Origin of the sequence: Hydrogenophaga sp. A37, assembly GCF_002001205.1 — a bacterium.
In the GTDB taxonomy this organism is placed as follows: domain Bacteria; phylum Pseudomonadota; class Gammaproteobacteria; order Burkholderiales; family Burkholderiaceae_C; genus Hydrogenophaga.
Genome location: NZ_MUNZ01000116.1, coordinates 1 through 24,682 on the forward strand (window position 1 = coordinate 1; position 24,682 = coordinate 24,682).

The 24,682-nt window shown below is 66.8% G+C and carries 22 protein-coding genes, 1 tRNA gene and 1 pseudogene; 18 read left to right on the plus strand and 6 right to left on the minus strand.

What is annotated here, in order from left to right:
- The 4 genes and pseudogenes from B0E41_RS27140 to B0E41_RS14485 all read left to right on the plus strand — a co-directional run.
- A pseudogene (locus B0E41_RS27140) lies at positions 1-212 on the plus strand (hypothetical protein); the annotation flags it as partial.
- A 13-nt stretch (positions 213-225) separates the two neighbouring features.
- Complete coding sequence (locus B0E41_RS14475; RefSeq protein WP_077331865.1) at positions 226-1,236, plus strand: homoserine kinase; 1,011 nt, start codon at positions 226-228, stop codon at positions 1,234-1,236.
- Positions 1,237-1,241: 5 nt separating this feature from the next.
- A complete protein-coding gene (locus B0E41_RS14480; RefSeq protein WP_077331866.1) occupies positions 1,242-2,048 on the plus strand; it encodes a BPSS1780 family membrane protein in 807 nt (268 codons plus the stop codon).
- On the plus strand, positions 2,045-2,818 hold the full coding sequence (locus B0E41_RS14485; protein ID WP_077331867.1) for an iron dicitrate transport regulator FecR: 774 nt from the start codon (positions 2,045-2,047) through the stop codon (positions 2,816-2,818). Before B0E41_RS14480 ends, B0E41_RS14485 begins: the two co-directional genes overlap by 4 nt.
- 24 nt (positions 2,819-2,842) lie before the next feature.
- On the opposite strand, the gene B0E41_RS14490 is transcribed toward B0E41_RS14485, so the two are convergent.
- On the minus strand, positions 2,843-4,075 hold the full coding sequence (locus tag B0E41_RS14490) for a glycosyltransferase family 1 protein (protein ID WP_077331868.1): 1,233 nt from the start codon (positions 4,073-4,075) through the stop codon (positions 2,843-2,845).
- A 171-nt stretch (positions 4,076-4,246) separates the two neighbouring features.
- On the opposite strand from B0E41_RS14490, the gene B0E41_RS14495 reads away from it, so the two are divergent.
- On the plus strand, positions 4,247-4,855 hold the full coding sequence (locus B0E41_RS14495) for a hypothetical protein (RefSeq protein WP_077331869.1): 609 nt from the start codon (positions 4,247-4,249) through the stop codon (positions 4,853-4,855).
- Positions 4,856-4,887: 32 nt separating this feature from the next.
- On the opposite strand, the gene B0E41_RS14500 is transcribed toward B0E41_RS14495, so the two are convergent.
- A complete protein-coding gene (locus B0E41_RS14500; RefSeq protein ID WP_077331870.1) occupies positions 4,888-6,537 on the minus strand; it encodes an aminotransferase class III-fold pyridoxal phosphate-dependent enzyme in 1,650 nt (549 codons plus the stop codon).
- Positions 6,538-6,597: 60 nt separating this feature from the next.
- On the opposite strand from B0E41_RS14500, the gene asd reads away from it, so the two are divergent.
- Positions 6,598-7,509, plus strand: a complete 912-nt coding sequence (gene asd, locus B0E41_RS14505) for an archaetidylserine decarboxylase (RefSeq protein ID WP_077331871.1) — start codon at positions 6,598-6,600, stop codon at positions 7,507-7,509.
- The gene (locus B0E41_RS14510) at positions 7,506-8,681 is read left to right on the plus strand and encodes a glycosyltransferase (RefSeq protein WP_077331872.1); all 1,176 of its coding nucleotides are present in this window, start codon (positions 7,506-7,508) and stop codon (positions 8,679-8,681) included. The genes asd and B0E41_RS14510 overlap by 4 nt, the downstream gene beginning before the upstream one ends.
- On the opposite strand, the gene B0E41_RS14515 is transcribed toward B0E41_RS14510, so the two are convergent.
- Both B0E41_RS14515 and B0E41_RS14520 read right to left on the minus strand, forming a co-directional pair.
- Positions 8,654-9,916: a glycerophosphodiester phosphodiesterase family protein gene (locus B0E41_RS14515; RefSeq protein WP_077331873.1), complete on the minus strand. Its 1,263-nt coding sequence runs from the start codon at positions 9,914-9,916 to the stop codon at positions 8,654-8,656. The two genes, B0E41_RS14510 and B0E41_RS14515, sit on opposite strands and share 28 nt — an antisense overlap.
- A gap of 217 nt (positions 9,917-10,133) precedes the next feature.
- Positions 10,134-10,325, minus strand: coding sequence for a hypothetical protein (locus B0E41_RS14520; protein ID WP_077331874.1), 192 nt, complete (start codon positions 10,323-10,325; stop codon positions 10,134-10,136).
- Between the two features lie 76 nt (positions 10,326-10,401).
- Between B0E41_RS14520 and B0E41_RS14525 the strand changes: the two genes are divergently transcribed.
- From B0E41_RS14525 to B0E41_RS14545, 5 genes are all read left to right on the plus strand, one after another.
- On the plus strand, positions 10,402-11,424 hold the full coding sequence (locus B0E41_RS14525) for a M14 family zinc carboxypeptidase (protein ID WP_077331875.1): 1,023 nt from the start codon (positions 10,402-10,404) through the stop codon (positions 11,422-11,424).
- 20 nt (positions 11,425-11,444) lie between these two features.
- Positions 11,445-12,203: an alpha/beta hydrolase gene (locus B0E41_RS14530; RefSeq protein WP_077331876.1), complete on the plus strand. Its 759-nt coding sequence runs from the start codon at positions 11,445-11,447 to the stop codon at positions 12,201-12,203.
- A 154-nt stretch (positions 12,204-12,357) separates the two neighbouring features.
- On the plus strand, positions 12,358-12,654 hold the full coding sequence (locus tag B0E41_RS14535) for a hypothetical protein (RefSeq protein ID WP_077331877.1): 297 nt from the start codon (positions 12,358-12,360) through the stop codon (positions 12,652-12,654).
- Between the two features lie 176 nt (positions 12,655-12,830).
- Positions 12,831-15,053 carry an esterase-like activity of phytase family protein gene (locus B0E41_RS14540; RefSeq protein ID WP_171984769.1) on the plus strand — a complete coding sequence of 741 codons (2,223 nt, stop codon included), beginning with the start codon at positions 12,831-12,833 and terminating at the stop codon, positions 15,051-15,053.
- Positions 15,054-15,220: 167 nt separating this feature from the next.
- Positions 15,221-16,201 carry a porin gene (locus B0E41_RS14545; RefSeq protein ID WP_077331879.1) on the plus strand — a complete coding sequence of 327 codons (981 nt, stop codon included), beginning with the start codon at positions 15,221-15,223 and terminating at the stop codon, positions 16,199-16,201.
- 95 nt (positions 16,202-16,296) lie between these two features.
- On the opposite strand, the gene B0E41_RS14550 is transcribed toward B0E41_RS14545, so the two are convergent.
- Positions 16,297-18,729 (minus strand): UvrD-helicase domain-containing protein, encoded by a 2,433-nt coding sequence (locus B0E41_RS14550; RefSeq protein ID WP_077331880.1) that lies wholly within the window; start codon positions 18,727-18,729, stop codon positions 16,297-16,299.
- A 244-nt stretch (positions 18,730-18,973) separates the two neighbouring features.
- Between B0E41_RS14550 and B0E41_RS14555 the strand changes: the two genes are divergently transcribed.
- Positions 18,974-19,951, plus strand: a complete 978-nt coding sequence (locus tag B0E41_RS14555) for a GMP reductase (protein WP_077331881.1) — start codon at positions 18,974-18,976, stop codon at positions 19,949-19,951.
- Positions 19,952-20,162: 211 nt separating this feature from the next.
- Here B0E41_RS14555 and B0E41_RS14560 read toward each other — a convergent pair whose 3' ends face one another.
- Positions 20,163-21,044, minus strand: coding sequence for an alpha/beta hydrolase (locus B0E41_RS14560; RefSeq protein ID WP_077331882.1), 882 nt, complete (start codon positions 21,042-21,044; stop codon positions 20,163-20,165).
- A 94-nt stretch (positions 21,045-21,138) separates the two neighbouring features.
- Between B0E41_RS14560 and B0E41_RS14565 the strand changes: the two genes are divergently transcribed.
- From B0E41_RS14565 to B0E41_RS14585, 5 genes are all read left to right on the plus strand, one after another.
- Positions 21,139-21,855 (plus strand): GntR family transcriptional regulator, encoded by a 717-nt coding sequence (locus B0E41_RS14565; RefSeq protein ID WP_077331883.1) that lies wholly within the window; start codon positions 21,139-21,141, stop codon positions 21,853-21,855.
- Positions 21,856-21,948: 93 nt separating this feature from the next.
- Positions 21,949-22,842: an NAD(P)-dependent oxidoreductase gene (locus tag B0E41_RS14570; protein WP_077331884.1), complete on the plus strand. Its 894-nt coding sequence runs from the start codon at positions 21,949-21,951 to the stop codon at positions 22,840-22,842.
- A gap of 101 nt (positions 22,843-22,943) precedes the next feature.
- On the plus strand, positions 22,944-23,738 hold the full coding sequence (locus B0E41_RS14575) for a MotA/TolQ/ExbB proton channel family protein (protein ID WP_077331885.1): 795 nt from the start codon (positions 22,944-22,946) through the stop codon (positions 23,736-23,738).
- Positions 23,710-24,543 carry a flagellar motor protein MotB gene (locus tag B0E41_RS14580; RefSeq protein WP_216350763.1) on the plus strand — a complete coding sequence of 278 codons (834 nt, stop codon included), beginning with the start codon at positions 23,710-23,712 and terminating at the stop codon, positions 24,541-24,543. Before B0E41_RS14575 ends, B0E41_RS14580 begins: the two co-directional genes overlap by 29 nt.
- 49 nt (positions 24,544-24,592) lie before the next feature.
- Positions 24,593-24,668: transfer RNA gene (locus B0E41_RS14585), tRNA-Ala, on the plus strand.
- Positions 24,669-24,682: the final 14 nt, after the last annotated feature.

Below are 24,682 nucleotides of genomic sequence, written 5' to 3' on the forward strand. Positions count from 1 at the left end.
GGCAAGAGAAGGCCATTGAACGCATCACCCACGAAGACGCGCTCTCGCGCATCGACGAGGTGCGGATCGGCGGCCAGACGCGCAGCATCGCCGTTCAGCCCAAAAACGGCGCACCAGCCTACGAGGTGGCGCCGCTGCCCGCGGCAGACACCCCCACCGAAGGCCAGGGTGGCAGCAGCGGCCGCAGCCGCTGGCGCGTGTTGAGCTTCTGATTTTTCCTCCCTCATGGCCGTTTACACCGAAGTCCCGACGGACGAAGCCGCCGCGTTGATGCGCGCCCTCCACCTGGGTGAACTCACCGCGCTGCGCGGTATCCAGGGTGGCATTGAAAACACCAACTATTTCACCACCACCGAGCTGGATGGCATCGCAACGGAGCACGTGCTCACGGTGTTCGAGCGCCTGAATTTTGAGCAGTTGCCCTATTACCTGCGGCTGATGAAGCACCTCGCGGGCAAAGGCATTCCGGTGCCGGAGCCAGCGGCCAACGCCCGGGGCGAGCTGGTGCACACCGTGCAGGGCAAACCCGCCGCGGTGGTTGCCAAGCTGCGCGGCCACAGCGAGCTGGCCCCCGGGGTTGCGCATTGCCGGGCCGTGGGCGACATGCTCGCGCGCATGCACCTGGCCGGCCGCGATTTCGAGCTGACCCAACCCAACCTGCGCGGCATCGGCTGGTGGAACCAGACCGTGCCCGTGGTGCTGCCGCACCTGAGCGAGAGCCAGGCCGCGCTGATCCTCAGCGAGCTGGCCTACCAGAACCACGTGGCCGCGAGTCCCGCCTACAAGGCCCTGCCCGGTGGCCCGGTGCACGCCGACCTGTTCCGCGACAACGTGATGTTCGAGGGCGAGACCCTCTGCGGCTTCTTCGACTTCTATTTCGCCGGCAACGACAGCTTCCTGTTCGATCTGGCGGTGACGCTCAACGACTGGTGCATTTACCACGGCCGTGACGGCTTCGACGGGTTGCACGATGAGGCCCGCGCGCAAGCCATGTTGGAGGCATACCAGGCGGTGCGGCCGCTGAGCGCGGCCGAGCGCAGCCTGCTGCCCGCCATGCTGCGGGCCGGGGCGCTGCGCTTCTGGCTCTCGCGCCTGTGGGACTGGCACCTGCCGCGCGAGGCCTCGATGCTGAAACCCCACGACCCCACGCACTTCGAGCGCGTGCTGCGCGAGCGCGTGCGCCAGGCGCGCACGCTGTCGGTGGCGCTGGTGGAAGACGGCGGCGTGACCGCCTGATCCCCATGAAACTGCGTTCCGTTCCCGCCGCCACCGGCCTGCAATGGGTCCAGCTGGGCATGCGCACCTTCCTGCGCCAGCCGCTGGCCATGTCGGGGCTGTTTTTCCTGTTCATGGTCGTGATCTCGCTGCTGGCGCTGTTGCCCGTCGTCGGCGCGGCGCTCTCGGCCCTGCTCACCCCGGCGGTCAACCTGGGCCTGATGGCCGCCAGCAAGGAAGCCTCCGAGGGCCGCTTCCCCATGCCGTCGACCCTGCTCACCGCCTTCCGCTCCGGCCCAGGGAACACCCGGGGCATGATGGTGCTCGGCGGCCTCTACGGCTTCGCCCTGCTGTTGGTGCTGGGTCTGGCGACCCTGGTCGACAACAGTGCGCCGGTCCCGGCCGACGCAACGATGACCGCCGAAGCCATGGTGCAGGCCACGCTCGCCAGCCCCGCGCTGTGGATCACCATGGCGGTGATGGTGCCCCTGCAAATGCTGTTCTGGCACGCCCCCGCCCTGCTGCACTGGCACGGCGTACCGCCGGTCAAGAGCCTGTTCTTCAGCGCCATGGCCTGCTGGGCCAACAAGGGCGCGCTGGCGGTGTTCATGCTCGGCTGGATGGGCGTGTTCATGGTGCTGGGCCTGGTGATCTCCGTCGTGGGCGCGCTGCTGGGCGGCGCGGAGGTGCTCACCATCATCCTGTACCCCGTGGTGTTGTTCATGGCGTCGATGTTTTTCACCTCCATCTACTTCACCTTCCGCGACAGTTTCTACAGCGCCAACGACCCAGACGGCACCCTACCACCCACGGACGAAGGAGCATCCCCATGACCACCCACCACCTGCAAGGTCGCTCGGACAACGAGGTGCTCTGGTTTCAGCGCCGTGAAACCCTGTCGGCGGCCGCTGCCTGGGTGGCCATGGGCGGCATGCCGGTGGCCATGGCGCAGCAGCGCAGCAACGTGGTCGAGTTCGTCGGCGACGTCCTGCTCAACGGCCAGCGCATGTCGTCGGGCCACACCGTGCAGAGCGGCGACGACATCATCACCGGGCCCGCTTCGCGGCTGGTCTTCGTGATCGGCAACTCGGCGTTTCATGTGCGGCAGAACTCGCGACTCACGGTGTCCCGGGGGCGCACCCTGAACACGGTGAGCCTGCTGCGCCTGCTGACCGGTGCGGTGGTCAGCGTGTTCGGTCGCGGCGCCAACCGGGTCATCTCCACGCCCACCCTCACCGCTGGCATCCGCGGCACCGGTGTGTACACCGAGGTCCTGCCCGACCTGCGCACCTACTTCTGCAACTGCTATGGCATGGTGGATCTGGAAACCCGGGGCGAGCAGGTGGTGTCCGCTTCGAGCTACCACCAGTCGTACTGGGGCGAGGTGCAGCCCGACAAAGACGGCCGTGTTATCACCCCCGCTGGCGCGATCAACCACACCGACGAAGAGCTGGAGTTTCTGGCCGGTCTCATCGACCAGCGCACCACCTGGCAGATCGCGGGCAAGAAGGGCTTGAAAGACGGCCGCGGTTACCTGGACAGCGCGCCCGGCGTGCTCCACCCGGCGGCCGTGCCGCTGACCCCGAAGTCCGACGCCCGCTGAAGATGCGCACCCAGGCCCGGCGATTCAGAACGCGGGCAGCGGCCTCACACGGGGCACGTGCGCGGCGTGCCGCGCCATCACCTCCATGAACACCGCCTCCACCTGGGCGGCGATCTGCTGCCAGTCCAGCTGCACCACCCGCCCACGCGCGGGGGCGCGGGCCATGGCGATGCGCTCGGGATGCGCGGCCAGCTCTCGGGCGCAGGCCACATAGGCCTGCGCATCGCCCACGGGCGCCAGCCAGCCCGAGTGGTGGTGCACCAGCCATTCCGAGGCCGCAGCGGTGTCGAAGGCGAGAACCGGCAAGCCGCTGGAGAGCGCCTCCAGTGTCACGTTGCCAAAGGTCTCGGTCAGGCTCGGAAACAGGCACAGATCGGCCGACGCGTAGAACAGGGCCAGCTCATCCTGGCGGCGCTGCCCCACAAACGTGGCCTGCGGGCACCGCTGCCGAAGCGCCTCGCGCGCGGGGCCATCGCCCACAAACACCAGCTTCACCGAGGGGTGCTTCGCGCGCATGGCATCAAAGGCCTGGATCGCGACGTCGAGGTTCTTCTCCGGCGCCAGGCGCCCCACCACCAGCGCCACCAGACTGTCCTCGTCGGCGCCCCAGCTGGCGCGCAACGCCGCGTTGCGCAGGTCCGGGCGAAACATCTGCGTGTCCACGCCCCGCGCCACCACGCGTGTGTTCTCAAAGCCGCTGCTGATCAGCTCGGCACACAGCGCGCGCGTGGGCACCATGGTGCACTGCGTGAGGTTGTGGAACTTGCGCAGGTAAGCCACGATGGGCTTCTTCAGCCAGCCCAGGCCGTAATGCTGGCTGTAGCTGTGGAAGTTGGTGCGGAAGTCGGAGGTCACGGGCAGGCGCAGCTGGCGCGCGGCCTGCAACGCCGACCAGCCCAGCGGGCCTTCGGTCGCGATGTGCACGAGGTCTGGCCGCTGCAAGGCCCAGGCCGCGACCAGCGCCTTCTTACCCGGCAGGCCGAGCTTGAGCTGCGGGTAGCGGGGGATCGGCATGCCGCGCATCAGCACCTCTTCGAAACCGGCGTTGTCCGCCCCGCGCTCGCTCACGGTCTGGCGAGGCCGCACCAGTTGCACTTGGTGGTTGCGCTCGCACTGCCCCTGCACCAGACGCGACAGCGTCAGCGCCACACCGTTGACCTCGGGCGGCCAGGTCTCGGTGACCACGGCGAGGCGAAGCGAGGGCCGGGACGCAGGGAATTCCTGCATCAGGATGTTTTGGGAGACGACTGTTTCCATGTGCACATGATCTCCACGTGACAAAACAGATTGATGACAAGCGCGCACCACGTGTCGCTTGCATGCGATGACTATGACATTCAGGTGGTGTCACAGGCCTTTCATCGGCCGTTCACATCATTGGCTCGCCCGGGTCGTCAGACCTGTTCCTTTGAACCACCGGAGAGCCCTGTGAGCGAATTCTTCAAGCAACTCGAGATCCAGCGTTGGGACGATCACCGCTACTACCACCACAGCCGCGTCAACCAGGCCCTGCACTTCGTCAGCGCGCTCAGCTTTCTAGTGGCCTATGGCTGGCTGTTCGTCGACCCGGCCATCGCCGCGTTGATCGGCTGGCTGGTCTCGATGACGACGCGCCAGTCGGGCCACTTTTTCTTTGAGCCCAAGGGCTACGACCACGTCAACCAGGCCAGCCACGAACACAAAGAAGAGATCAAGGTCGGCTACAACCTGCAGCGCAAGGTGGTTCTGATGGCCCTGTGGGTGGCCGCCCCGCTGGCTTTGCTGGTGCAACCCGATCTGCTGGGCCTGGTGGAGCCGAACGACAGCTGGACAGGCTACCTGCGCCAGGTCGGCATGGCTTGGCTGGCGCTGGGGGTGGGCGGGCTGCTGTTCCGCACGGTGCACCTGTTTGTCATCAAGGATGTGCAGACCGGTCTGGTGTGGATGACCAAGATATTGACCGACCCCTTCCACGACATCGCGCTGTACCACAAGGCCCCGCTGCAGTTGCTGCGCGGCGAGTGGATCGACCCGGCCTACCACGGCCAGCGCGGCTGACCCGGCACCACTCGCGACCGCCCGCCTTGAACTCATCGCGCCAGCAGCGCGCCGAGCACCTCGCGCAGGATGCCGCGCCGGATGGCCCTGTTGCTCTGCCCGCCGCCCTGCCCCCACCAGCCTTGCGACTGCATGTCGCACCCGGCGAGCACAAAGCGCTGCAGCACCTGCTCAAAGTCGGCGTCGCTGAAGTTCAGGCTGAAGATCAGGCGCCCAGTGCCCACCCAGCTCAGTGCCAGACCGTGCCAGCGCAGGTAGTACTGGAGCAACCAGTTGTAGCGCGAGGGGTCGGTGTAGCCGATGGTCCAGATGCTGTGCATGTTCGTCGCGCGCATGGGCAGGCCCTCGGCGGCCATGGTGGCGTTGAAGCGCAGCGCGCGCGCATCCCAGCGCGCCTCCTGCCCGTCGTAGATGGCCTGCACCTCGGGCGTGTCCAGGCGGCGCAGGAAAGCGTTCATGCCGCCCATCACATACGGGTGGGCATTGAAGGTGCCGCGTGCGAAACACAGGTCGGCCGGGCGCTCGGGGCGGTAGCGCTGCATCAGCTCATGGCGCCCGCAGACCACACCCACCGGGTAACCGCCTGCCAGCGTCTTGCCGTAGGTGACCATGTCGGCCTTCACGCCGAAGTACTCCTGCGCACCGCCCGGCGCGAGCCGGAAACCGAGGAACACCTCGTCGAAGATCAGCACGATGCCGCGCTCGGTGCAGACCTCGCGCAGGCGCTGCAGCCAGGCGGTGTAGGCAGCCTTGTCGTAACCCGCCTGGCGGCTGCTGTCGACCAGCGCCGAGTCGGCCGGTGCGTTGCGGTTGGGGTGCAGGGCCTGCAGCGGGTTGACCAGCACGCAGGCGATGTCTTTGCGCGTGCGCAAGACCTGCAGGCTGCGCTCGCTCAGGTCGGCCAGGGTGTGGGTCTCGCGCGGGGGCAGCGGGTTGCCCGGGCCGGGCTGCACGTCTTCCCACCAGCCGTGGTACGCGCCGCAGAAACGCACCAGGTGTTGGCGACGGGTGTGGTAACGCGCCAGGCGCACGGCCTGCATCACCGCCTCGGTGCCCGACATGTGGAAGGACACCTCGTCCAGCCCGGAGAGGGCGCGCAGCCGCGCGATGTTGTCGGCCACGCAAGGGTGGTACGCGCCGAGCACTGGCCCGAAGTCCTGAGCCAGCGCCGCGCCCTCGGCCATGGTGGCCTTGTAGAAGTCCACGCCGAACACGTTGACGCCGTAGGAGCCGGTGAGGTCGATGAAGCGGTTACCGTCCAGATCGGTCAGGCTCACGCCCTCGGCCGATTGCACGAAGGCGCCCACCTTCAGCCGCTCGCTCACGATGGGGCTGAACTGGAAGGGCACGCGGTATTGGCCGGTGAACTGCAGATCGGCCAGTCCCTCGCGCGCCTGCGCGGTAAGCGCCAGGGTCTTGGCGTAGCGCTGCGCGAACCCGGCACACAGGGTCTCGAAGGCCGCGCGCCGCTGCCAGGCCACCTCATCGGACACGCCGTCGCAGTTGAAGAACTTTTCCTCGTCGTAGGCGTAACCCGGCAGCAGCCGCGCCAGCCGCTTGGCCAAACGCGAATGGCCGGCGAGCGAGCGGTGCTTGGCGCGCGAGAGGTCGAGGCGGCGCTTGAGCGCCGGCAGGCCCAGCGCGAGCGCGGCGACCGGGAGGGCGTATTCGAAGACGGGCATGAGCGATGACTTTCAGATGACTGCAATCCCGCGTTTCTATTTCACCCCCATGACACCCGTATGAACCTGCGAGCCGCCGCTCAGCGCCTGGCGCTGAACGAAGACCTGAATTTCCTGCTGACCAACCGCGTGCCGCGCATCGCGCTCACGCGCTTCATGGGCTGGTGGAGCCGCATCCGCCACCGCTGGGTTCGGGATGCGTCGATGGCGGTCTGGAAGACCTTCTCCGACCTCGACCTGAGCGAGGCCCGAAAGACGCACTTCGACAGCCTGCACGACTGTTTCACCCGCGAACTCAAGCCCGGCCTGCGCCCGCTCGACGGCCGGCCCGGCGTGCTGACCAGCCCGAGCGACGGCATCGTCGGCGCCTGCGGCCGCATCGAGCCCTTGCAGGACGGCGCGGACGCCCAGCTGTTCCAGGCCAAGGGCTTCCCCTACCGGCTGCTCGACCTGCTGGGCGACGATGCGCGCGGGCGCGATCTGGCGCGGCAGCTGCAGGGCGGAAGCTACGTGACGCTGCGGCTCACCTCCAGCATGTACCACCGCTTTCACGCGCCCTGCGACGCCATGCTGGAGCACGTGACCTACATCAGCGGCGACACCTGGAACGTGAACCCCATCGCGCTCCAGCGCGTGGAGCGGCTGTTTTGCCGCAACGAGCGCGCGGTGTTGAGGCTGCGCCGGGCCGACGGCGGCCTGCTGGTGGTGGTGCCCGTGGCCGCCATCCTGGTGGCCAGCATGCGCCTGCGCGCGCTCGACGTGCCGCTCAACCTGCGCTACCGCGGCCCGCATCAGCTGCCCTGCTCGGCGCGCTACCAGCAGGGCGACGAACTCGGCTGGTTCGAGCACGGATCGACCATCCTCGTGCTCGCGCCGCCGGGCCTGGCGCCCGATTCCTCGCTGCAGAGCGGCCACCGCATCCGCATGGGCGAAGCCCTGCTGCACACCGCCTCCCACAGCCACACACCATGACCACCGTTGACCTGATCTATTTCAACGCCGGCGGCGGGCACCGTTCTTCGGCGCTCGCGCTGCAAGCCGTGCTGCGCGAACAGGGCCGCCCCTGGGACGTTCGTTTGGTCAACCTGTTCGAGGTGCTGGACCCCACCGGCCGCTTCCAGCGCATCACCGGCAAGGCGCCGGAGGACTGGTACAACCAGCGCCTGGCGCGCGGCTGGACCCTGGGCATGGCGCAGGAGCTCAAGCTGCTGCAAAGCCTGATCCGAGTGGCGCACCCTGCCCTGCTGCGGCGCCTGCGACGGCACTGGCAGACCACGCGGCCCGACCTGGTGGTGTCGCTGATCCCGAACTTCAACCGCGCGCTCTGCGAGAGCCTGGACGCAGCCCTGCCCGGCGTGCCCTACGTGACCGTGCTGACCGATCTGGCCGACTTCCCGCCCCATTTTTGGATCGAGCGCCATCCCTTGCAACACCTGGTCTGCGGTACGCCCCGGGCGGTCGAGCAGGCTCGGGCGCAGGGCCACGACGCGCAGCACGTGCACGCCACCTCGGGCATGGTCCTGCGCCCCGAGTTCTACCGGCCGGGCACCGTGAACCGGGCCGACGAACAGCGCCGGCTGGGGCTCGACCCCGGGCGCCCGACCGGTCTGGTGCTGTTCGGCGGCCACGGCTCCAAGGCCATGCTGGGCATCGCCGAGCGGCTGATCGACACGCAGCTGATCCTGGTCTGCGGCCACAACACAAAGCTCGCTGACGCCTTGCGCGCGCTGCCCCAGGTGGCGCCGCGCCTCGTGGTCGGGTTCAGCACGGACATCCCGCGCTACATGCAGCTGGCGGACTTCCTGATCGGCAAGCCCGGGCCGGGCAGCGTGAGCGAGGCGGTGCAGCAGCAGCTACCGGTGATCGTGGTGAACAACGCCTGGACCATGCCGCAGGAGCGCTATAACGCGCAGTGGATTGAAGAGAACCGGGTCGGTCTGGTGCTGCGCAGCTTCCGCTCCATCGACCGGGGCGTGGCCCAGCTGCTGGGCGACCTCGACGCCTACCGCGCCAGCGTGCGCCAGGTCAACAACCGGGCGCTGTATGAGATCCCGGAGATCCTGGCCGGCCTGTTGCAAGGCGGGACGCCCGAGCGCCCCGCCGTCTCCATCTCAGATCAACGAAGGCCCGCGCAGTTGGCGTAGAAAGTCGTGGTGGCGGGCCAGTCGGAGAACACGCCCATCACACCCACGTCTTTGGCCAGCACGTCGAGCACGCGCAGCATCTCGCCCTCGCTGGTGAGCGCCGAGTCCACCGTCTGGTAATAGAAGCCGTTGTTGCCGTCGGCCAGGATGCCGGCGCGCTCCAGCGACCAGGTGATGAGGCCCAGCCCGGCCGCCTTGGCGTCGCGGGCGGCCTGCGAGGGCACGATTTTTCCCGCGGCGTCGGTGGCCATCAGTGCAAACAGCGGCGGTGCCCAGATGTTGATGCCCATCGACTTGTAGCCCGCCAGCTCGTTGTAGCTGGGCAGATCGGCCACGGTGTTGGCGTCGTCCAGGTAGACCGCCTGCTTGCCGAACGCGGCCTCGTTGCGCACCCAGTACACCACGTCGTTGATGTTGAACGACTGCGCGAACACGTTGCGCGGCGGCACGCCGGCGCGCTTGTACTCGTCGATCATCTTCTGCGCGTAGGCGTCCTGCGTGAAGCCGTCGAAGGGCATGGTCACGCTGGCGCTCTTCAGCTCGGGCGTCATCTTCACGCCCAACCGTTTGAAGAGCTCGATGCTCTCGGCGTGGGTCATCAGCGTGCCGCTGCTCGGGCCCGAGTACAGATCGGTGCGGAAGTTGGCCGTGCCGCCCAGGTACTCGGCGGGCGTGCGCGCGGCGTTGTTGGACGCGTCCATCTTGCCGCGCAGGGTCTTGAACTCGGCCAGCGTGATGTCGCTGGTGCGGCATTCGGCGGTGGCGGGCGTGATCACCTTGCCGGTGGCGTCGAGCGTGGCGGGCACGAAGGGTTTGGTGCACTTGGCCGCCAGCGGCGTGACCAGGATGTTGGTGGTGGTGTGCAGGTCGTTCTGCGCGTGGCGGCAGACGAGTTCCTTGTCTTTGGTGAAGGTCACGTCGCACTCGACGATGCCCGCGCCCATGCGCGCCGCCGCGGTGTAGGACTCCACCGTGTGCTCGGGGAATTGCAGGGCTGCACCACGGTGGCCGATGGACCAGTCACGCGGGGTGAAATGCCCGCGCTGAGCACACTGTTTCAACTGGTTCTTGAGCGGGCTGTCGGCCATGTCGTCCACCAGAAAGAAAGGGCGCGGCCCGAGCTGCACGTGGGAAGGCCGGTCGGTGTTCCGGCCGTGCTTGTCGCCCTGTGGGGCGGCCATGGCAGCGCCACTGACGAACCCGAGCAACATCAAACCAAGGAGGGGAAGTCGCATGAGATACCTCAAGAAGGATGGGAAAAGAAAGCCGGTGCGCCGGAAGGGGCGAGGCGCCTTCATCCTAGAAACGCTGTGTGGCAATGGTGTGGCAGTTGAATGCACTGTCGCATCAACAGGCCACCGATGGGCGCTTCACATGACGGTCACAGGGTTGTCACGGGAACAGGGCACCGCTCCGATATGCTGCTCGCACGCCGGGTCAGCGCAGGACAGGTCAGCCCCGTCGACCGACCGATGGCCACCCATCGTCCAGTGCACTGTGGTGCTGGCGTTGAAAGCGCGAGCGCTGCAAGGCGAGGAACTCCACCAGGCCGGTGGCCCAACCACAGGCCATCACGCCCAGGTGCACCCAGTGGCGGATCTCCAGGCGCTTTGCGCGCCGCTGCAACGGGCTCTGAACCAACATGCGATACCTTGGGCAAATGGGTGGTGGGTCTCACCACCGTAGTGCCCCCCTGTGACAACACCGTGACGACGATCCCATGACCCCCCACCACCGACCATTGCCCGAGCTGCAGGCGCTGGAGCAGCTCATCGAGCAGGGCGGCACCCACCTGCAGACCCGTGAGGTCCGGCGCGTCTCGGTGCCGGGCGGGCCGAGCTTCCCGATCCACGCCATCACGCTGGGCAACCCCGACCCCAGCCTGCCTGCCGTGGGTTACTTCGGCGGCGTGCACGGGCTGGAGCGCATCGGGGCCGAGGTGGTGATCGCCTTTCTGCAGAACATCGTCACCCGCCTGCGCTGGGACACCACGCTGCAGCGCCAGCTGGAGAGCGTGCGCCTGGTGTTCATGCCCATCGTCAACCCCGGCGGCATGTGGGCCGCCACCCGCGCCAACCCGCGCGGCGTGGACCTGATGCGCAACGCGCCGGTGGATTCCCTCGAAAAGGTGCCGCACCTGATGGGCGGACAGCGCCTGAGCGCGGGCTTGCCCTGGTACCGGGGGCGGCTGGGCGACCCGCTGGAGGTGGAGGCCGAGGCTTTGTGCGAGGTGGTGCGCACCGAGCTGCTGGGCCGCCCGTTCAGCCTGGCGCTCGACTGCCACTCGGGCTTCGGCGTCAGTGACCGCCTGTGGTTTCCGTATGCCCACACCCGGGCACCCATTCAGCACCTGGCGGAGCTGCACGCGCTGAAGGACATCTTCGTGCAGGCCCACAGCCAGCACCCCTACATCATCGAACCGCAGAGCGCGCAATATCTGACGCACGGCGACCTGTGGGACCACCTGTACCAGCAGGCCTGCGAGAATCATCCGACGACCACGTTTTTGCCACTGACGCTGGAGATGGGTTCCTGGTTGTGGATCAAGAAGAACCCACGCCAGCTGTTTTCTCGCAAGGGCATCTTCAACCCGCTGATCAACCACCGCCAGCAGCGCGTGCTGCGCCGCCACCAGGCGCTGCTGGATTTTCTGTCAAGGGCCGCGAGCAGCCACGCGCTCTGGACACCGGCCGCAGAACAGCGCGCACAGCGCCAAGCCGATGCACTGGCCGACTGGTATTGAAGACAAGGAAGGACCGCAGCATGAACACCTGGATCTTTCTCCGTGGCCTGACGCGCGAAGCCGCGCACTGGGGCCGCTTCACCGCCGACTTCAAACAAGCCCTGCCCCGCGCGCGCATCCACACGCTGGACCTGCCGGGCAATGGCGAACACCACCGACAGACGAGCCCACTCTCGGTGGCGGACATGGTGACCGCCTGCCGCATGGAGTGCGCCCGCCGCGACATCGAGACCCCGGTGTACCTGCTCGCCATGTCTCTCGGCGCCATGGTGGCGGCCGAGTGGGCGCGCGTGGCGCCCGAGGAGCTCAAAGGCTGCGTGCTGATCAACACCAGCATGCGGCCGTTCAGCCCCCTGCCCCAGCGGCTCCGGCCCGCCAACTACCCGGCCTTGCTGGGCCTGACCCTGCGCGGGGGCTCGCCCGAAGCCATCGAACAGACGGTGCTGCGGCTCACCAGCAACCAGCCGGGAGAACTGCGCGAGGTGATTCCCGACTGGTCGGCCGTGCGCCGCCTGCGCCCGGTGAGCGCCGGCAACGCCATGCGCCAGCTGCTCGCCGCCGCCCGCTACCGCGCACCCCGGCAAGCCCCTGGCGTACCCATGCTGCTGCTGTCCAGCGAGCACGACCAGCTGGTGGACAGCCGCTGCTCGCAGGCCATCGCCAGCGCCTGGCACTGCCCGTTGCGGACACACCCGGCCGCGGGCCACGACCTGCCGCTGGACGACCCACGCTGGGTGACGGGGCAGGTGTGCGCCTGGCTGCGCCGTGGCCACGGCTGACACGGTGCCTTCGCGCCCCTTTCACCGCCCGATCACACAAGCGTCACATTTCCGTCATCAAACCCGAGACCCTCGCCGGTATGCTTCTTTCAATGGCCCAACGAGGTCTTTCGCCTGCCCGTCCATTTGAAAAACCCCTGTGAGAACCCAAGTCATGAGAGCCTTGAAAAAAGCCCGAAAACTGATCGAAAACAAATCCGGAAAACCGGCCGCCGACATCGTGTCGCGCCTGGTGCTTGCACTCGAATCCGAGGTGCCGTTCCTGCTGTCGGACCTGTACAGCCTGGACTACGACGACTTCAACCTGGCCATGGAGGTCATGGCCGAATGGCGGCTTGACCGCTACTACACCAGCAAGGCCGTGTTGCTGGACCTGTCCATGCAGGAGACCCTTCACAAACCCCAGACCAGCGCCGAGGCCCCCAAGGCGGCGGTCGCGAAGGCCGACTGACCCAACGCCTCAGCCGCGCCCCATGGCGCGTGCCCCACAACCCCTGCCCCGCGCCCGCTGGCAGGGGTTTTTTTCGCCCAGCACACAGTGACCGTGTGTTTCAGCGGGCGACTTCATGGTGGTGACACATGGGAACCGTAGGCTGCTCGGTTTGTTCCCGGCTTCCCACCCTTCTCATGCACACACTCCGCCTCTGCACATTGACCGCGGCCCTCGCGGCCTCCCTTGCTTTCTCCTCGCTGGCTCGCTCGGCTCAGCCGGTCGCACCGGTTGGCTCGTTTGCCATGGTCCACCACCTGGCGGTGGACGGCGTGGCCGAGATCGTGGCCGCCACACCCGATGGCATGACGCTGGTCTACACCAGCGCCGATGCCGGGGTGCTGGGGCTGATCGACATCACGCGCCCTGAACAACCTGTGCTGCTGCCGCGCGTGGACGTGATGCGCATGGGCGTGGGCGAGCCCACGTCGGTCGCCATCAGTTCGGACGGCCGCTACGCCGTGGCGGCGGTGCGCATGGGCGACGACGAGAGCAATGCGCGCCAAGGATTTCTGCGCGTCTACGACATCCGCAACCCGCGTGCGGTGCAACACGTCAAGGACATCACCGTGGGCGTGGGGCCTGACTCGCTGGCCCTGGTGGGCCAGGGCCGCACGCTGCGCGCCGTGGTGGCGATCGAAGACGAAGAGACCGACGCCAAAGGCGACGCCACGCTGGGCGGACAACGCCCCGGCCGCATCGACGTGGTCGGCCTGCAAGACCTCTACGGCGGCGCCAGCACCGGCGTGCAGTCCATCGAACTGGTGAAGGCCCTGCAGGCCACGGCCGGGGTGGTCTACCCCAACGACCCGCAACCGGAGTTCGTGTCCATCGACGCCCGCACCCAGAAGGCCGTGGTGTCGCTGCAGGAAAACAACGCTGTCGCGATCCTCGACCTGAGCCAGCCGGCGCGCGCGCGGCTGGAGCGCGTGTTCTCCACGGGCAGCGTGGTCCGCAATGGCAACGCCGATTTGCAGAAAGACAAGGAAGTGCTGCTCAAGGACAGCTTCACCGGCCGACGCGAGGCCGACGCCGTGGCCTGGGTGGCACCGGGCGTTTTCGCCACCGCCAACGAAGGCGATGGCAAGAAGGACAAAGAAGGCGTATTGCCCGGTGCGCGGGGTTTCACGCTCATGAACATCCGCGGCGAGGTGGTCTACGAAGCCGGCGAGCGCACCGAGCTCAACGCGCTGCTGTATGGCCACTACCCCGATGGGCGCTCGGCGTCCAAAGGCGTGGAAATCGAAGGCGTGGCGGCGGGCACGTTCGGTGGCAAGCCGTATCTGTTTGCGGGTTCCGAGCGCGGCTCTTTTGTCGAGGTGCACCGCGTCGATGACCCGAAGCAACCGCGTTTCGTGCAGCTGCTGCCCACCGGCATGTCGCCCGAAGGCCTGACCACGGTCACGAAGCGGCGCGACGGCCAGCAGCTGCTGATCACGGCCAACGAGGGTGAAGGCTCGCTCAACCTGTACCGCTTTCACGCGCAGGGTGCGCCGGCCGCGCGCGAGCCCCAGTTGGTGGCGAAGGACCACAGCATGCCGTGGGGCGCCCTGTCGGGCCTGACCACCGACGGCACGCACCTGTATGCCGTGCCCGACAACGCCTTCGGCCAGTCGCGCATCTACCGGATCGACCCGTCGCAAGTGCCTCAGGGCCGCATGGTGATCGATCAGGTCACCATGCTAACCACCGCCGACGGCCAGGCGCTGAAGGTGGACCCCGAGGGCATCGCCCGGGTGGCCGACGGCTTCTGGATCGCCTCGGAGGGCGCAACGGTCGAGGGCAACGAGCTGATCAAGGTGAACGCCACAGGCGTGGTGCAGCAGCGGGTGAAGCTGCCCGCCAGCGTGCAGGCGCGCTTCGTCAGCCCCAAGACCGGCACGGGCTACGAGGGTGTGACCGCCAGCGCCGATGGACAGACGCTGTACATGGCCATTCAACGGGGTTTCGATGTCAAACGACCCCAGGCCGCGATCCTCAAGCTGCACCTGCCCACCGACACCTGGACCACCGCCTTCTACCCGTTGGACCAGCACAGCAAAGACCCCCAACAGTTCTGGATGGGTTTGTCGGAAATACAGCTCACCGACGACGGTCGCCTGCTGCTGCTCGAACGCGACAAGGGTGGCGGCGAAGGCCAGGCGATCAACGCCGAGGTCAAGCGCGTCTACAGCGTGAAGGCCACCGACATCACCGAGGGTGCGACGCTTCAAAAGACCCTGGTGAAGGACCTGCGCAAGGACTTCAACTACCTGCAGGAAAAGGCCGAGGGCATGGCGGTGTTCAAGGGTGATCTGTGGGTGGTGAACGACAACGACGGTGCGGGCTGGACACGCTGGGTCAACGCCGGAAAGCCTTGAAATGCTTTGTTGCTGCAATGCAACATTCATAGCAATGAAGTGAGAGTGTCACAGAGCTTTTGCGGTCGATCGGTGAAATACACCCACCTGCTTGCCCAAGGCAACGGGTGTGCAGACCGGTGAGTTTTCACCGCTGCCACATTCACCCAACTTCTGGAAAACATCCCATGAAAAAATCCCTCATCGCTCTGGCCGTGCTGGCCGCCTCGGGCGCCACCATGGCCCAATCCTCCGTCACCGTCTACGGCCGCGTGGACCTGTCGGTGGGCAGCCTCAAGGAACTCGACAAGGGCAGCCAGACCAAGCTGTTCAACGGCGGCGACGGCGGTCTGACGACCTCGCGCCTGGGCTTTCGCGGCACCGAAGACCTCGGTGGCGGTCTGAAGGCCAACTTCAAGCTGGAACACCGCCTGAACGCCGACGACGGCTCCTCGCAAGACCCGATGTGGAAGGGCGAGTCCACCGTCGGCCTCTCGGGTGGCTTCGGTGAAGTGAAGCTGGGCCGCAGCTCCACGATCTATGACGACGTGCGTGGCCTGGCCTTCAGCAGCAACGTGTTCGACTCGGCCTTCACGCCCGCCTCCAACGGCGTCTGGGGCTCGGGTGGCGACTACAGCAGCCGCTTCAACAACAAGATCACCTACGCCCTGCCCTCGATGGGCGGTGTGTACGGCGGCATCGAATACGCACTCGACGAAGACGCCACCACCAACGCCAACATGGTCGGCGCCAAGGTCGGCTACAAGAACGGCCCGCTGAACGTGGCCTTGGGCCTGCAGCAGGAAAAGGGCAAGGACAACGACTACATGCTGTTGGCCGGTTCGTACGACCTGGGCATGTTGAGCCTTTCCGCTGGCTACAACACGCGCAAGGGCGATGACGCCAAAGGCGACGACAACGAACTGACCGTGGGCGTCAACGTGCCCATGGGCAATGTCAACCTGTCTGTCGGCTACGCCACCAGCAAAACCGAAATCGGTGGCTCCACCGCTGGCAAATCGTCGGGCTTCGGCGTCGGCGCAACCTACGCCCTGTCCAAGCGCACCAAACTGTATGGCGGCCTGCGTTCGCACAACGTGAAAGACGGCTCGGGCGTGAAGACGGCCGACACCCGCCTGTTCGCCCTGGGCCTGCGCCACGACTTCTGATCGTTTTCTCCGGGTCTTGCGCGGGTAGCTCACAAAGCAATCAGGGTCTGCGCAGGTTTTGACAGCCACCGGTGCTTCGGCACCGGTGGCTTTTTTCATTCGTCCACCGGTGTGAGCTTGGCCACACTCAGCGCCAGCCACTTCACGCCGTGGCGCGAGAAGCTGACCTGCGCGCGCGCATCGGCGCCGGCCCCTTCGAGCGCGAGCACCTTGCCCTCGCCGAACTTGTTGTGAAACACCTTCATGCCAGCCTTGATGTCGGTGCCACGGTCGGGCTCAGGGTTGCTTTTGCCACCCAGGCCCTTGGGGTCGCTGCCCGAAGCCCAGCCCGGTGACCAGGCGGGCTGCAACACGGCGGGCGCCGCGCCCCGCGTGCCATAGCCACCTCGATTGCCCTGCCAGCCACCGCCACCGCCCGCCCCGGCCGCGCTGGGGTTCCAGGCCGGTTGTTGCGGCGTGAGCCACTTCAGACAGGCCTCGGGCAGTTCCTCGAAGAAGCGGCTCTTCATGTTGTAGCGAGTCTGGCCGTGCAGCATGCGCGTCTGCGAATGGCTCAGGTAGAGGCGTTTGCGCGCGCGCGTGATCGCCACGTACATCAGGCGCCGTTCTTCTTCCAGTCCGTCGCGGTCGCTCATCGAGTTCTCGTGCGGGAACAGGCCCTCTTCCATGCCGGTGATGAACACGCAGTCGAACTCCAGGCCCTTGGCGGCGTGCACCGTCATGAGCTGCACCGCGTCCTGCCCGGCCTGCGCCTGGTTGTCGCCGGACTCGAGCGCTGCGTGCGTGAGGAAGGCGGCGAGCGGGCTCATGGTTTCGCCGGTGTCGGCGTCGGGGGCGAGCGGCTCTTCCAGCACCGGGAGCGTCGGGTCCAGCCCCTGGCCGGCCGGGCTCTGCGTCAGCGCCACCCCGTCCGCCGTGCGCGCCACCGCGTCGCGGCCAAAGCCTTCGATGCCGACGAAGCTCTTCGCGGCGCTCACCAGCTCTTCCAGGTTCTCCACCCGGTCCTGCCCTTCGCGCTCGGCGCGGTAATGCTCGATCAATCCGCTGTGGTCCAGCACCAGCTCAATGATCTCAGACAGCGTCATGCCCACCGAGCGCTCGCGCAGCACGTCGAGCTCGGCCACGAAACCACCGATGGCCACGCCTGCCCGGCCGGTGACGGCGCTCACCGCGTCGTGCAGCGAACAGCCCGAGGTGCGCGCCACGTCCTGCAGCTGCTCGATGCTGCGCGCACCGATGCCGCGTGGTGGGAAATTCACTACGCGCAGAAAACTGGTGTCGTCGTTGGCGTTCTCCAGCAGGCGCAGGTAGGCCAGCGCGTGTTTGATTTCGGCGCGCTCGAAGAAGCGCAGGCCGCCGTACACGCGGTAGGGCATGCCGGCGTTGAACAGCGCGGTTTCCACCACACGGCTCTGCGCGTTGCTGCGGTAGAGCACGGCCATCTCGCTCTTGGGCACGTCTTCGCGCGCGAGCTGCTTCATCTCGTCGACCATCCACTGCGCCTCGGCAAAGTCGCTGGTGGCCTCGAACACGCGCACCGGTTCGCCCGCGCCCGCGTCGGTGCGCAGGTTCTTGCCCAGGCGGTTGCTGTTGTGGCTGATCAGCTGGTTGGCCGAATCGAGGATGTTGCTCACGCTGCGGTAGTTCTGCTCCAACTTGATCTGGTGCATCACCCGGAACTCGCGCACAAAGTCGGCCATGTTGCCCACACGCGCGCCCCGGAAGGCGTAGATGCTCTGATCGTCGTCGCCCACGGCGAACACCGCATTGGCCGAAGGCGTGAGCCCTTCGAGCGGCGGCGTGCTGAACATCTTGATCCACGCGTATTGCAGGCGGTTGGTGTCCTGGAACTCGTCGATCAGGATGTGGCGGAAACGGCGCTGGTAGTGCTCGCGCACCGGGTCGTTGTCGCGGAGCACCTCGTAGCTGCGCAGCATGAGTTCACCGAAATCGACCACGCCTTCGCGCTGGCACTGTTCTTCGTACAGCGCATACAGCTCCACCTTCTTGCGCGTCTCTTCATCGCGCGCGACCACATCACCCGGTCGCTGCCCGTCTTCCTTGCAGCCGCTGATGAAGTACTGAATTTGCTTCGGTGGGTAACGTTCGTCGTCCACGTTGAACTGCTTGCACAGGCGCTTGACCGCCGAGAGCTGGTCTTGTGTGTCGAGGATCTGGAAGGTCTGCGGCAGGTTGGCCAGCTTGTGGTGCGCGCGCAGGAAGCGGTTGCACAGGCCGTGAAAGGTGCCGATCCACATGCCGCGCACGTTGACGGGCAGCATGCTGGAGAGCCGCGTCATCATTTCCTTGGCGGCCTTGTTGGTGAAGGTCACCGCCAGCACGCCGCCGGGAGACACCTGCCCGGTCTGCAGCAGCCAGGCGATGCGGGTGGTGAGCACACGGGTCTTGCCCGAGCCGGCCCCGGCCAGGATGAGCGCGTGTTCGGCGGGGAGGGTGACGGCGGCGCCCTGTTCGGTGTTCAGGCCCGCAAGCAGCGGGGACGGGGCAACGGATTCTTCAAACAACATGCTTCGATTGTAGGAAGCCGGGGCGCCACGCCGGGTCTATATGCCTGACCGTATGAGCGTCATAAACCCTTCAGCGGCCCGAACGCTGTCCATAACGGTGGACGGCGCCTAGAATCAATCACCGGGCCCAAGATTCTTGCGCCCGGTTTCTTTTTGGCCCGATGGAATCCCGCCAGACCGAAGACCGGACCCAAGCCAAGCGCTCTCCCTGTTCATTCACAACAGTTTTCTGGAGCCTGGTTTTATGGAGATATTCGACTACGACAACATCCTGCTGCTGCCGCGCAAGTGCCGCGTGGAGAGCCGCTCGGAATGCGACGCCAGCGTGGAGCTGGGTGGCCGCAAGTTCCGCCTGCCGGTGGTGCCGGCCAACATGAAGACGGTGGTGGATGAAAAGATCTGCCTCTGGATGGCCCAGAGCGGCTACTTCTACGTGATGCACCGCTTCGACCTCGACAACGTGCAGTTCGTGCGCGACATGCACGCCGCTGGCACCTACGCCTCGATTTCACTGGGCGTGAAAGCGCCAGATCGCGCCACGGTGGACACCCTCGCCGCAGAGGGTCTGGTGCCCGAATACATCACCATCGACATCGCCCACGGCCACGCCGACAGCGTGCGCGACATGATCGGTTACATCAAGGCGCGGCTGCCGAGCAGCTTCGTGATCGCCGGCAACGTGGCCACGCCCGAAGCGGTGATCGATCTGGAGAACTGGGGCGCCGACGCCACCAAGGTGGGGGTAGGCCCGGGCAAGGTCTGCATCACCAAGCTCAAGACCGGTTTCGGCACCGGCGGCTGGCAGCTCAGCGCGCTCAAGTGGTGTGCGCGGGTGGCGACCAAACCCATCATTGCCGACGGCGGCATCCGCAGCCACGGCGACATCGCCAAGAGCGTGCGTTTCGGCGCCACCATGGTGATGATCGGTTCGCTGTTCGCGGGACACGAAGAGTCGCCGGGCAAGACGGTGGAAGTGAACGGTGAGCTGTTCAAGGAGTACTACGGCTCGGCCAGCGACTTCAACAAGGGCGAATACAAACACGTCGAAGGCAAACGCATCCTGGAGCCCATCAAAGGCCAGCTGGCGAACACGCTGATCGAGATGGAGCAGGACGTGCAGAGCTCGATCAGCTATGCGGGCGGCAAACAGCTGGCCGACCTGCGCAAAGTGAACTACGTGGTGCTCGGCGGCGAGAACGCGGGCGAACACCTGTTTATGTGAACGAACTCCCCCCGCGCCGCGCTGCGCGCGTCACCCCCCAAGGGGGCGGCACTGGCCGTCCGGCAAAGCCGGCCCGGCGGTGCCCTGGGGCGGATTCCCTCTCCGGCGAGAGCTGTCTTGATTCGTGGATGCGGTGGAACCGGCTCCGCCGGGCCACTCGCATCGCCCCCCGGGGGGTGACGCGCGCAGCGCGGCGCGGGGGGGGGGGAAGTTAATCCAGCATCTGCCTGGCGAGCTTGTTCAGCCGGTGGCCCGGTTGGATCAGGGCTTCCAGCACACTGAAGTGGTTCAGGCCTGGCAGGGTTTCGCAGATGGGCACCAGGGCCTCGCCCCAGGTCTCGCGGATCAGGTGGTTCTGGCGCTGGAATTCGCTGCTCTCGTCACCCCCCGCCACGCTCAGCAACACGCCGCGCTCGTCCTCCTGCGGCACCCGCGGCAGATAGGCCGGGCTGGCCATGCACACCTGCTCCGGCGTCAGGCGCAAGGCGTCGCTCAGAAAGGGTGTGTGGCGCAGCGGCTCCAGATCGAACACGCCTGAAATCGACAGCGCGTTGTTCACCAGATCGAGCGGCAGGTCGCTCGCGTAGCGGTCCCACTCGCAGGCCAGCAGCATCGCCGCCAGGTGACCGCCGGCCGAATGGCCGACCACCGAAATACGGCGCGTGTCGCCGCCGTGCACCGCGATGTGGCGGTAGACCCAGGCCAGCGCCTTCACCATCTGCAGGGTGATCTGTGGAATCGTCACCGCCGGGCACAGCGCGTAGTTGGGCACCACGACACACGCGCCTTTTTTCACGAAGGCGGGGGCCAGGAAACTGTGATCGGCTTTGTCCAGGCTGCGCCAGTAGCCCCCGTGGATGAACACCAGCACCGGCGCCAGCGGCGCACCGGCCTTCTGGCGAGCGGGGAAGATGTCCAGCGTCTCGCCCGGCTCGTGTCCATAGGCCACGTCCAGTAAACCGCCCAGCTCAGCCCTCGCCTGGCGCGACCCGGTCGCCCACCGCTCGAAGTGCTGCGCATGCTCGGGCACGAGGGCACGGTTGTTGTACTGGCTGTCGAGCCAGGCCGGATCGTTGCGTTGGGCGTCGTTCATGGAGCGGCATTGTCCAGCAGCTCGTTGACACATGCTGTCACTCACATCCTTCAAAACTTCGTGTATTCTGTATTCAGAGTACAGAATACACAACATGACCGCCCGACTCCTGCAACTGGAAACCGCGCCCGATCTGGTCGATCAGGTGTACCGCGCCCTGCTCGATGCCATCAGCGAAGGTTCGCTGGCGCCCGGGCAGCGGATCACGCAGGAAGAGCTGGCCGAGCGCCTTGCGGTGTCGCGCCAGCCGGTGATGCAGGCGCTGCGCCTGCTCAAGCGCGACGGTTTCGTGCACGACGCGCCGCTGGCCGGCGCCCCCAACGGCCGCAGCCGCGGCCTGCAGGTCGCGCCGCTGGATGCCGCGTGGATCGCCCAGGTGTACGAAGTGCGTGGCGCGCTCGACGTGCTGGCCGCGCGTCTGGCCGCGGGGCGCCGCACCCGCATCGACCCGGCCCTGATCCAGCGCGGCCGCGAGGCGGTGGAACGGGGCGAGATCAAGGCCATGATCGACGCCGACCTCGCCTTCCACCGCGCCCTCTACCAGGGCTCGGCCAACCCGCTGATCGAACAGAGCGCGCTGCTGCATTGGCACCACATCCGCCGCGCGATGGGTGAAGCCCTGCGCCACCACACGCTGCGCGGCCCGGTCTGGGACGAGCACGAAGCCATTGCCGCCGCCGTGGCCAAGGGCGACGTTGAGCGCGCCGAGGCCCTGATGCTTGATCACAGCGGCCAGGCCAGCGCCTACCTCGGCGCCCAGATGGACACCCGCCCCAGCGGCGCCACCCCCCACAACTCCGTGGTTCGTTGAACCACTTCATGCGGTTTCCGGGCAACCCCCGGAAACCGCATTTTTTATTGCGCTCAACCCATCCCTCACTCACCCAGCGCCTACACTTTTTCCATGACCGTCCCTTCCCCCGCCCCACTCTCCATCGCCGTGCTCGGTATCGGCATGATGGGTTTCCCGATGGCACGCCGCCTGTGCGAAGCCGGCCATCGCGTCCTCGCCTGGAACCGCTCCCGCCCCAAGGCCGAGCGCCTGCAGCCCTTCGGCGCCGAGGTGTTTGACCACCCGGCGCAAGCCGTGGCCCAAGCCGACATCGTGATCTGCCTGCTGGAAGACGGCGCCATCGTCGAGAGCGTGCTGTTCGAGCAAGGCACCACCAAGGGCCTGCGTCCGGGCACCCTGGTGATCGACATGTCGTCCATCCAGCCGCGTCAGGCGCGCGACCACGCCGCCCGGCTCGCCGCCATGGGTGTAAGCCACCTCGACGCCCCGGTGTCGGGCGGCACCGTGGGCGCCGAGATCGGCACCCTGGCCATCATGGCCGGCGGCAAACCCGCCGACTTCGAGCGCGCGCTGCCGATGTTTGCCCACTTCGGGCGCGCCACCCACGTGGGGCCGCACGGCGCAGGCCAGCTGGCCAAACTCGCCAACCAGATGATCGTGGGCATCACCATCGGCGCTGTGGCCGAGGCCCTGCTGCTGTGCGAAAAAGGCGGCGCCGACATGGCCAAGGTCAAGCAAGCCATCAGCGGTGGTTTCGCCGACAGCCGCATCCTGCAGGTGCACGGCCAGCGCATGATCGAACGCGACTTCGCCAAACGCGGGGCCGTGGCCGTGCAGCTCAAGGACATGCGCAACGCGCTCACCACCGCCAGCGAGATCGGCTTCGACGCCCCCATCACCGCCCTGTTCGAGCAGCTGTTCGCGCAGGCCGCCGACCACGGCCTGGCCGACCTGGACCACTCGGCACTGTTCATGGAACTGGCCAGCCGCAACGGCATGAGCTAAAGGAAACTGGGGGGCAGATGCCCCCTTTTTCCGGCGCTCCCGGGTCGGGGGTCTGCCGAGAATGGACGGGGTATGCACACCCGCCCCAAGGAACCCTCAGCGTGAACTTATCCACCCTCATTGGCATGGTGGCCAGCGTGTTGCTGATGGCTGTCATCCTGCTGTTTGCTTCTGACAACCCATGGAACTTCATCGACGCCCCCAGCATCGCCATCGTGCTCGGCGGCACGCTGGCCGCGACCTTCCTGAGCTACCCGCTGCGCGAGGTGCTGCGCGTGTTCCACCTGGTGGGCCAGGTCATGCGCGAGGACCGGCTGGACACCAAGAACGACATCGAAGAACTCGTGGCCCTGTCTCGCCTGTGGATCCAGGGCGACCTGCAGGCGGTGGAGAAGTCGCTGGCCCTGGTGACCAACCCCTTCCTTCGCACCGGCGTGCAACTGGTGATCGACCGCACACCCGAAGAAGAGATCATCGACCTGCTGCAGTGGCGCATTGCCCACCTGCGCCAGCGCGAGGCCGCCGAGGCGCAGCTTTTCCGGGTCATGGCCAGCTACGCGCCCGCCTTCGGCATGCTGGGCACCCTGCTCGGACTGATCAACCTGATGGACCTCGTGGGCGACGGCAACATGGCGGCCATTGGCTCGCAACTGGCCATTGCGCTCGTCACCACGTTCTATGGCGTGCTGCTCGCCAACTTGGTGTTCAAGCCCATCGCGGTCAAACTGGAGCGACGCACCGAACAGCGCCTGGTGCTGATGAACATGGTGCTCGAAGGCATCTCGATGATGTGTGTGGGCCGCAGCCCGGCGCTGATGCGCGAAACGCTCAAGGCCTTTGTTGCTCAGTTCGATGACGAGATTTTTGATGGACAACCCCAAACCGCTCGACGCTGACAACATGCCCGTCGCCCTCCATCCTGTCCCGACCCCCACGCGCACGCCCAGGGTCTCCACCAGTGTCGGCCGATACCGCCGCTGGCATGTGGACACCCGCCCCGAGCCCGAAGAAGAAGGCTGGCTGATCACCTACCTGGACGTGATCACCCTGATCCTCGTGCTCATGGTCGTGATGCTGGCCATGTCCGGCCCCAAAGACAACAAGAAGCCCCCCGAAGCCACCCAGGCTCAGACCACCGCCGCGCCAGCAGCCACCGCCACGGCACAGGCCGCCACCACCCCCACCATCGTGCCGCCCGTGCCGCTGCCGGTACCGGTGCCGCAAGCCGAAGCGCCCCCGCCCCCTGCCCCCAAGACGCTCAACGGCTTCCCGCTCGATCAGCTGGGCAACGACATCGAAGTGCTCATGAACGACGACGTGGTCCGGTTCCGCATCAGCAGCGAAATCCTGTTCGACTCTGGCGCCGCCGCGCTCACCGGGGCGGGTCATCCCGTGCTCGACCGCCTGATTCCGCTGCTCAACGCCGACCCCGCCCTGCGCCTGGTGGTCGAAGGCCACACCGACGGCATGCCGATCAACAGCGAGCGGTTCCCCTCCAACTGGGAGCTGTCCACCGCCCGCGCCGCCAGCGTGGCCCGCTACCTGATCGAGCGCGGTGTGGCGCCACAGCGCGTGCAGGCCACGGGCTTTGCCGACACCCGCCCGCTCGCCGCGCGCGACAACCCGGTCGACAGGGTGCACAACCGGCGGGTGGAGCTCACGATGGAACGCTCGCCCCAAGACAAAGCCACCAACCGCTGAATGAATGCTTCGCGATGTGGGCGGGTTTGCTAACATTGCAGCTGGTCGTGGGGACGTAGCTCAGCTGGGAGAGCGTCGCGTTCGCAATGCGAAGGTCGGGAGTTCGATCCTCCTCGTCTCCACCAATCAACCCAGCATG